Origin of the sequence: Veillonella sp. 6_1_27, from assembly GCF_000163735.1 — a bacterium.
Classification (GTDB): Bacteria; Bacillota; Negativicutes; order Veillonellales; family Veillonellaceae; genus Veillonella; species Veillonella parvula_A.
Genome location: NZ_GG770215.1, coordinates 334,719 through 341,994, shown reverse-complemented (window position 1 = coordinate 341,994; position 7,276 = coordinate 334,719). Strand labels below are relative to the sequence as shown.

The following is a 7,276-nucleotide window of genomic DNA, read 5'->3' as shown; positions in this document are numbered from 1 at the left end:
CGTTTTTTTTGTTGCATGTATAAAGTTTATTTTTAATGTAAACTATTTTCTCTCCGTAGAGTAGCAAAAATAGCACCTGATATATTATGCCATACACTAAAAATAGCCCCTACTAGCGTTGCTAATGGATTTAATGCAAAATTTGTTGCTGCTAATGTTACGGCTAAACCACTATTTTGCATTCCTACCTCTATTGCTAGCGCTGTAGTTTTATCATATCTTAATTTAAGCAGTGCTCCTACACCTAATCCTAGTAGTAGACCTAGTATATTATGTATACCAACAACAATAAGTGTTTCAAGCCCAGAAATCAATAGTTTATCTTTGTTGATAGCAATAATGGCTGCTATTAACAGTATAATAGCAATCATAGAGAAGATCGGACTAATGCTGGTTAAAGTATTGATATGTGATTTACATACATATTGGATTACTGCGCCCAATAAGATTGGCACAATAATAACTTTTACCATAGTAATCATCATAGGTAGTACTTGAACATCTACCCATGCGCCACCGATATATAAGATTAATAATGGTGTAACTATGGGAGCTATTAATGTTGAAGTAATTGTCATTCCTACAGATAAAGGGACATCACCATTGGCAATATAGGTTATAACATTACTGGCTGTCCCGCCAGGACAACAACCTACTAATATTACACCAATAACAATATCTGGTGATAATGTGAATATATGGCAAATTCCCCAGGCTAATAGAGGCATTATCGTATATTGTGCAAGTACACCAATACAAATATCTTTTGGATGCCTAAGGATACTACATAAGCTTTCAAACTTAATAGTAAGCCCCATTCCAAACATGGCTATACCAAGTAAAAAAGGTGTATAAGCGATTGCCCAAGTAAAGTATTCTGGTACTATATAAGCAATACATGAAAAGCCTAGGATTGTAAAAATTAAGTATTTGGAAAGAACGTTGTTGAGTGTAAGTAAATGATTCATAACTTCTCTCCTTAATTTGGATCGTATGAGAAGTTATCAATAAGTCGTGTAGGACCAATATATATAGCCATAGCCACTAATACTGGGGCAGTAACCTCTTGTACAGGTTGCATAGTCTTAGCATCAACAACTGAAATATAATCTATTTTAGCAAGCGGTTCGGTTTGTATAGTGTCTGTCATAGTATCAATGATACATTTAGTAGAGCAACCATATTGTGTAGTTTGTTTTCCCAATTGAATAGCTTTATACAATATGGTAGCGGCTTTCCGTTCTTCACTAGACAAATATGTATTACGAGAAGATTTTGCTAAACCATCTTCTTCACGAACAATGGGAACACCAATAATATTGACAGGAAAATTTAAATCAAAGACCATTTTACGTATAATGGCTAATTGCTGTGCATCTTTTTCACCAAAATACGCATTTGTTGGTTGAATAATATTAAAGAATTTTGCCACCACAGTGCAAACGCCTTTAAAGTGAATTGGTCTGCGAATACCACACAATGTATCAGATAAATCCGCAATGTTTACAAATGCCTTTTTATCTTGGTACATTTCCTCCGGATTTGGAGCAAAAATAAGATCGACACCATGTGATTCACATAACTTTTTATCGCTATTAATATCACGAGGGTAAGTACTCAAGTCTTCATTTTCTCCAAATTGAATAGGATTTACAAATATAGAGACAATGACCTTATCGTTATTTTTTCTAGCTTGATCTATTAATGCAGCATGTCCTTCATGTAAGAATCCCATGGTTGGTACAAAACCAATTGTGTAACCTTCTTTTCTCCAGCTATTTACTGTATTCCGTACATTTTCGATAGTTGTTATAAATTCCATTATATTCCTCCGTTATATTGTAAATACGAAGATAGTCCTATACAGTCTACTGTAATTCGATCAATGACAATTATTTTTGATCAACTAATAAACCATGTTTCTCATAGTTTTTTATATGACTTATCTTGTTATTATTATCTACAAATACAACGAGAGGATTATGGCTCTCAACTTCGCTTTCATCAAGCTGTGCATAACACATGATAATTATCTTATCATGTACTTGCACATGTCGTGCAGCAGCACCATTTAAACATATAACACCACTACCTGCTTCTCCGGCAATAGTATATGTACTAAAACGTGCTCCATTATTAATATTTACAATTTGAACTTGTTCATATTCTCGTATTCCGGATGCATTCAATAAATCTGTATCAATTGTAATGCTCCCTACATAATCAAGCTCTGCTTGTGTCACAGTAGCTCTGTGAATTTTACCTTTTAACATTGTTAGTATCATGCTAAACTCCTTGTGTTTTAAATGTACCCGCCATATTGGTCGGTTCGAACTTTCACAATTTGTCTGTTTATCATGAATTAACAGTAGACTAGAGTATAGTTAAAAATACTATCTCCAGAGAAATTATACCATAATTATAAATTTTTACATTAAAATACAATTAATATAATACAAATAATGTCACTCTAATCAAAAATAACAGTAAGATTGTAGTATAAAATAAAAACCAGTAGCTACAATGTAGTTACTGGTTTTTTATTTTATACTAATATTTTATTTTAGATATTCTGCTAATGCTTTATCAATATATGCTGCTTCATCAGCCGTTGGTTCACACATTGGTAAATTAAATTTTCCCACAGGTAAGCCAATTTTACGGGCTGCATATTTAACAGGAATCGGATTTGTGGTGATGAACATCGCTTTTATAATTTCTGATAAAGCTTGATAAATACGAATCGCTTCGTAGTTATGGCCAGATTCATAAGCTTGAATCATAGCATTCATATCTTTGCCTGCTACATGAGATACTACAGATACGACTCCACATCCTCCAATAGATAACATCGGTAATGTAAGACCATCGTCCCCACTATATACCATGAAATCATCTCCAGGCATTAAACGCTTAATTTCAGAAGCAATCATTAAATTACCACTTGCCTCTTTGATAGCACAAATATGTGGATATTCGTTATGTAGTTGAACTAAGGTAGTTGGGAAAATACCTGTCCCCACACGACTTGGTACATTATACACCATGATTGGTAATGTAGTAGCTTCTGCAATAGTTTTAAAATGCAAATATTGACCTTGTTGGTTCGGTTTATTGTAATAAGGTACTACAACTAGCAAACCATCGATACCATCGATGTTAGAAACTTCCTTTACAAATTCTGCAGAAGCCATTGTATCGTTACTACCTACATTGGCAATAATCGAACCTTTATGTCCACATTCTTTTGCAATTGCATTAAATAAAGCTAATTTTTCGTCTCTAGACATAGTTGGGTTTTCACCCGTTGTACCACAAACTACAAGACCATCAGAGCCATTATCTAACAGATGATTGGCGATAGCAACACAATTTTCAATATTTACGGATCCATCATTATTAAAGGATGTCACCATAGCTGTTAACACTCGACCAAAGGTTTTCATATATGTCCTCCCCTTGATAGATTAAAATGCTTGTTTTTCCACCAAGTACTCAGCAATTTGCAACGCGTTAAGAGCTGCACCTTTACGAATTTGATCCCCTACAATCCAGAAGTTCATACCTTTGTCATTATATAAGTCTTTACGAATACGACCAATTTCACAGTCGTTTTGATTAGATGTATACAATGGCATAGGGTAAATTTGTTCAGCAGGATTATCTTTAACTTGTAAACCAGGGAATTTTTCACATGCTGCTTTGAAAGCCTCTACAGATACAGGTTCTGCTGTTTCTACCAAGACAGATTCAGAATGGGAGCGATATACAGGAACACGAACTGTAGTTGGAACTACTTGAATAGTTTCGTCATGAAGAATTTTTTGCGTTTCGTAAACCATCTTCATTTCTTCTTTAGTATAATCATTTTCTAAGAACACATCAATTTGTGGCAATAAGTTGAATGCTACAGGATAGTGTTTAGGAGCAGATCCTGTTGGTAACAGATTTGCTGTCATTTCTTCGCCTGCAGTATATTGTTTTACTTGATTTTCAAGTTCTTCAATACCTTCTTTACCTGCCCCAGATACAGCTTGGTATGTACTTACAACTACACGTTTAATTGGAGAGAGATCATGAAGAGGTTTTAACCCTAAACACATGATAATTGTAGAGCAGTTAGGATTTGCAATAATACCTTTATGTTTCAAAATATCTTCTGGGTTAACTTCTGGTACTACGAGTGGAACTTCAGGATCCATACGGAATGCACTAGAGTTATCGATTACAATAGCACCGCGTTTAGCGGCTTCTGGCGCTAATGTCTTAGATATAGAGCCACCTGCAAATAGCGCAATATCAATATTATCAAAAGATTCAGGTTTTGCTTCTTCTACAATATATGTTTTACCATTCACAGTAAGTTCTGTACCTGCAGAACGAGCGGAAGCTAATAGTTTTAAGTTTTCATAAGGAAAGTTACGTTCTTCAATAAGTGTAATAAATTCAGCACCTACTGCACCAGTAGCACCTAGAATTGCAACATTAGGTTTTTTCATTGATACATCTCCTTGCACAAATATTATAAATAATGTTCTAAACCGTATGTTAAGCCAGTTTTAGAACTAATTTTTTTACATGCTAATACTACGCCTGGCATAAAAGATAAACGGCTTAAGCTATCATGACGTATGGTTAATGTTTCATCATAACCACCAAATAATACTTCTTGATGAGCCACATAACCTGGAAGGCGTACACTATGAATTGTTACATCGTCAACCTTAGCACCACGAGCACCTGATAAGCTTTCACGAGTTAAATCCTCATCAGCAGTTACCTTAGCAGCTTGTTTAGCATCGTTAATCAATTTAGCTGTTAAAATAGCTGTGCCAGAAGGCGCATCGTATTTGTGATTATGATGTAATTCTATAATTTCTACATTAGGGAAATATGGAGCGAGCTCTGCAGACACTTTCATCATCATTACCGCCCCAAGAGAAAAGTTTGGAGCCACTAAGCAATTCGCTTGATTGGAACGACCTATTGTATCGAGTTCATCACGTTGTTCTGCGGTCAATCCTGTAGTACCGATGACTACATGAATACCAGCGGATAACATTTTCTTCGCGTTTTCATAAATAACTGCAGGATTAGTGAAATCTACAATCACATCAGGTTTATTTGTATCTAATACCTCATCGATGGAGGCATTCATCTTGATACCTAATTGTTCGATTCCTGCTACAGAGCCTACATCTTCCCCTGCCTTAGTCGGATCAATACCACCAACTAATGTTAAATCAGGATCGTTATATACTGCTTTGACCACTTCACGACCCATTTTGCCGCCAGCGCCATTTACCATTACTCGAATCATATATACCTCCAAAAAAGCCAGTGGATGCATCCACTGGCCTTATAGATTATATAACTATATATACTCTTACGAAAAGCTCAATGATAGCACTCCACCAATACAAGATTGATGACAGTTGTCTATCTATTAAATAGACAACCAGAACGATGAGTCGCAATCATCGAACTTCGGCAAGCATCCCTTTTATCATGGATCAATGCATGCCTACTCCTCATGATTACTCTTAATACTCGCACCTCTATCAACATATTCATTTAATACTATTAGTATAAGTAATTATGCGATTTTAGTCAATTAAAATGGTCAATAAGTTCTTTCGCCGCCGCAAGTGCTGTAGCAGACATTTCCTTACCAGACATCATAGACGCGATTTGTGTTACTCGTTCTTCCTCATTTAAGACTACTAATGTAGAGATTGTACGATCATCTTGCTCGATTTTAGATAGATGATAGTGTTGTTTCGCAATACTTGCAGTTTGAGGCAAATGGGTAATACAAAATACTTGATTTGTTCTAGATAAATTAAGTATTTTTTCTGCCACCTTAAGTGCTATATCACCGCTGATACCAACGTCAATTTCATCAAATACCATCGTTTTAAAAGCGTCACTGCGGAATACTGATTTAAAGGCTAATGCAATGCGAGCTAACTCACCGCCAGATGCTACTTTATGTAGAGGTAATAACTGTTCCCCTTTATTCGCAGAGAATAACATTTCAATAGACTTTGCACCTAATGAGGATAACTCAGTCCCCTCTTCAATATGAAATTGAATATCCCCTTTGGGCATCCCTAGATCCACTAATTCTTGATGTAAGGCCGTAGCAATCTCTTTTGCATTTTTTTGACGTACCTCGTGTAAAACTGTTAACGCTTCTTCTGCTACCTTTTTTGCTTCTTCAAGACGTGTTTCTAATTCATCTTGAGCAAATACAAGGCCTTCTAGTTCTTCTAAACGAGATTGCGCCTTTTCTTCGTATGCTAGAATATCTTCTACGGTTTCACCATATTTTTTCTTTAAGCTATAAATTGTGGTATCTCGGTCTTGGCAATACTTATAACGCTCTTCATCGTAGCTGATAGTATCCCTATAACGATCTAAAGATTGTGCAGCTTCTTCTAGTTGGAAATAAGCAGAGTCCACCATTTCTGAGACTTCTTTTAACTCGCTGTCATATTTTACTAGATCATTAACCTCTACCTTAATCGAATTAATCGTATCAAGTAATGGTTGTCGGCCATTATAAAAGGCATCATAACAAGAACCTAATACCTTATCAATATGTTCAAAACTATCTAGACGCTTAAGTTCTTCCGCAATAGAAATATCCTCACCAATGCTTAACCCAGCATCTTCGATTTCGTCGATTTGATATCTTAACATATCGAGCTCTCGAGCGCGCTCAGACATATTTTCTTGTAAATGATCTACATCTTGTTTTGCTTGCTTATAAATTTTATACGCATCAGTATAAGCTTTATAGGCTTCCTTTCCTTCTTTATTAAAAGTATCTAAATATTCATGGTGTGTATCAGCGTCTAGTAAACGTTGGTTGCTATATTGTCCGTGAATATCTGCTAAGTATTGACCAATCTCCTTTAAAGCTTTTAAAGGTATTGGTTGATCATTAGCCAATATACTAGATTTGCCATTACGGTTAAAAGATCTTGATAGAATTAACTGGCCTTCTTCTATCATGATATTTTTAGACTCTAATAGGTCTTGAATACTTTGGTGATTAGCAATATCAAATATTCCATCAATAACAAAACTATCTTTACCGTGACGAATAAACTCGCTACTTGCGCGTTCTCCTAATAGGATACTAAAGGCATCCATAAGAATGGATTTCCCTGCCCCAGTTTCGCCGGTAAAGATAGTAATGCCATCATTAAATGAAATATTCATTTGCTCAATCAACGCAAAGTTGCGAATGCTCATTTGCGTTAACATA

Annotated in this window: 7 protein-coding genes and 1 riboswitch; all 7 genes read right to left on the bottom strand. The window is 35.5% G+C overall.

Annotated features, from left to right (window positions below; translation table 11 throughout):
• Positions 1–32: 32 nt before the first annotated feature.
• Positions 33–968, bottom strand: coding sequence for a bile acid:sodium symporter family protein (locus HMPREF0874_RS01640; protein WP_008600949.1), 936 nt, complete (start codon positions 966–968; stop codon positions 33–35).
• Between the two features lie 11 nt (positions 969–979).
• Positions 980–1,822, bottom strand: a complete 843-nt coding sequence (gene panC, locus HMPREF0874_RS01635) for a pantoate--beta-alanine ligase (RefSeq protein WP_008600948.1) — start codon at positions 1,820–1,822, stop codon at positions 980–982.
• A 70-nt stretch (positions 1,823–1,892) separates the two neighbouring features.
• Entirely contained in the window at positions 1,893–2,285 is a 393-nt protein-coding gene (panD, locus tag HMPREF0874_RS01630; RefSeq protein WP_004695834.1) for an aspartate 1-decarboxylase, read from the bottom strand.
• A gap of 273 nt (positions 2,286–2,558) precedes the next feature.
• Positions 2,559–3,446 carry a 4-hydroxy-tetrahydrodipicolinate synthase gene (gene dapA, locus HMPREF0874_RS01625; RefSeq protein ID WP_008600945.1) on the bottom strand — a complete coding sequence of 296 codons (888 nt, stop codon included), beginning with the start codon at positions 3,444–3,446 and terminating at the stop codon, positions 2,559–2,561.
• Between the two features lie 21 nt (positions 3,447–3,467).
• A complete protein-coding gene (locus HMPREF0874_RS01620) occupies positions 3,468–4,499 on the bottom strand; it encodes an aspartate-semialdehyde dehydrogenase (protein ID WP_008600943.1) in 1,032 nt (343 codons plus the stop codon).
• 23 nt (positions 4,500–4,522) lie between these two features.
• On the bottom strand, positions 4,523–5,320 hold the full coding sequence (dapB, locus tag HMPREF0874_RS01615) for a 4-hydroxy-tetrahydrodipicolinate reductase (protein WP_008600941.1): 798 nt from the start codon (positions 5,318–5,320) through the stop codon (positions 4,523–4,525).
• A gap of 76 nt (positions 5,321–5,396) precedes the next feature.
• Positions 5,397–5,569, bottom strand: a riboswitch (Lysine riboswitch).
• Between the two features lie 41 nt (positions 5,570–5,610).
• Positions 5,611–7,275, bottom strand: coding sequence for a DNA repair protein RecN (gene recN / locus HMPREF0874_RS01610; protein WP_008600940.1), 1,665 nt, complete (start codon positions 7,273–7,275; stop codon positions 5,611–5,613).
• Position 7,276 lies beyond the last annotated feature (1 nt).

Excerpts from the sequence above, each read along its gene's own strand:
- HMPREF0874_RS01640 (WP_008600949.1), bottom strand. The coding sequence starts at position 968 with ATGAATCATTTACTTACACTCAACAACGTTCTTTCCAAATACTTAATT.
- panC (WP_008600948.1), bottom strand. The coding sequence starts at position 1,822 with ATGGAATTTATAACAACTATCGAAAATGTACGGAATACAGTAAATAGC.
- panD (WP_004695834.1), bottom strand. The coding sequence starts at position 2,285 with ATGATACTAACAATGTTAAAAGGTAAAATTCACAGAGCTACTGTGACA.
- dapA (WP_008600945.1), bottom strand. The coding sequence starts at position 3,446 with ATGAAAACCTTTGGTCGAGTGTTAACAGCTATGGTGACATCCTTTAAT.
- HMPREF0874_RS01620 (WP_008600943.1), bottom strand. The coding sequence starts at position 4,499 with ATGAAAAAACCTAATGTTGCAATTCTAGGTGCTACTGGTGCAGTAGGT.
- dapB (WP_008600941.1), bottom strand. The coding sequence starts at position 5,320 with ATGATTCGAGTAATGGTAAATGGCGCTGGCGGCAAAATGGGTCGTGAA.
- recN (WP_008600940.1), bottom strand. The coding sequence starts at position 7,275 with ATGTTAACGCAAATGAGCATTCGCAACTTTGCGTTGATTGAGCAAATG.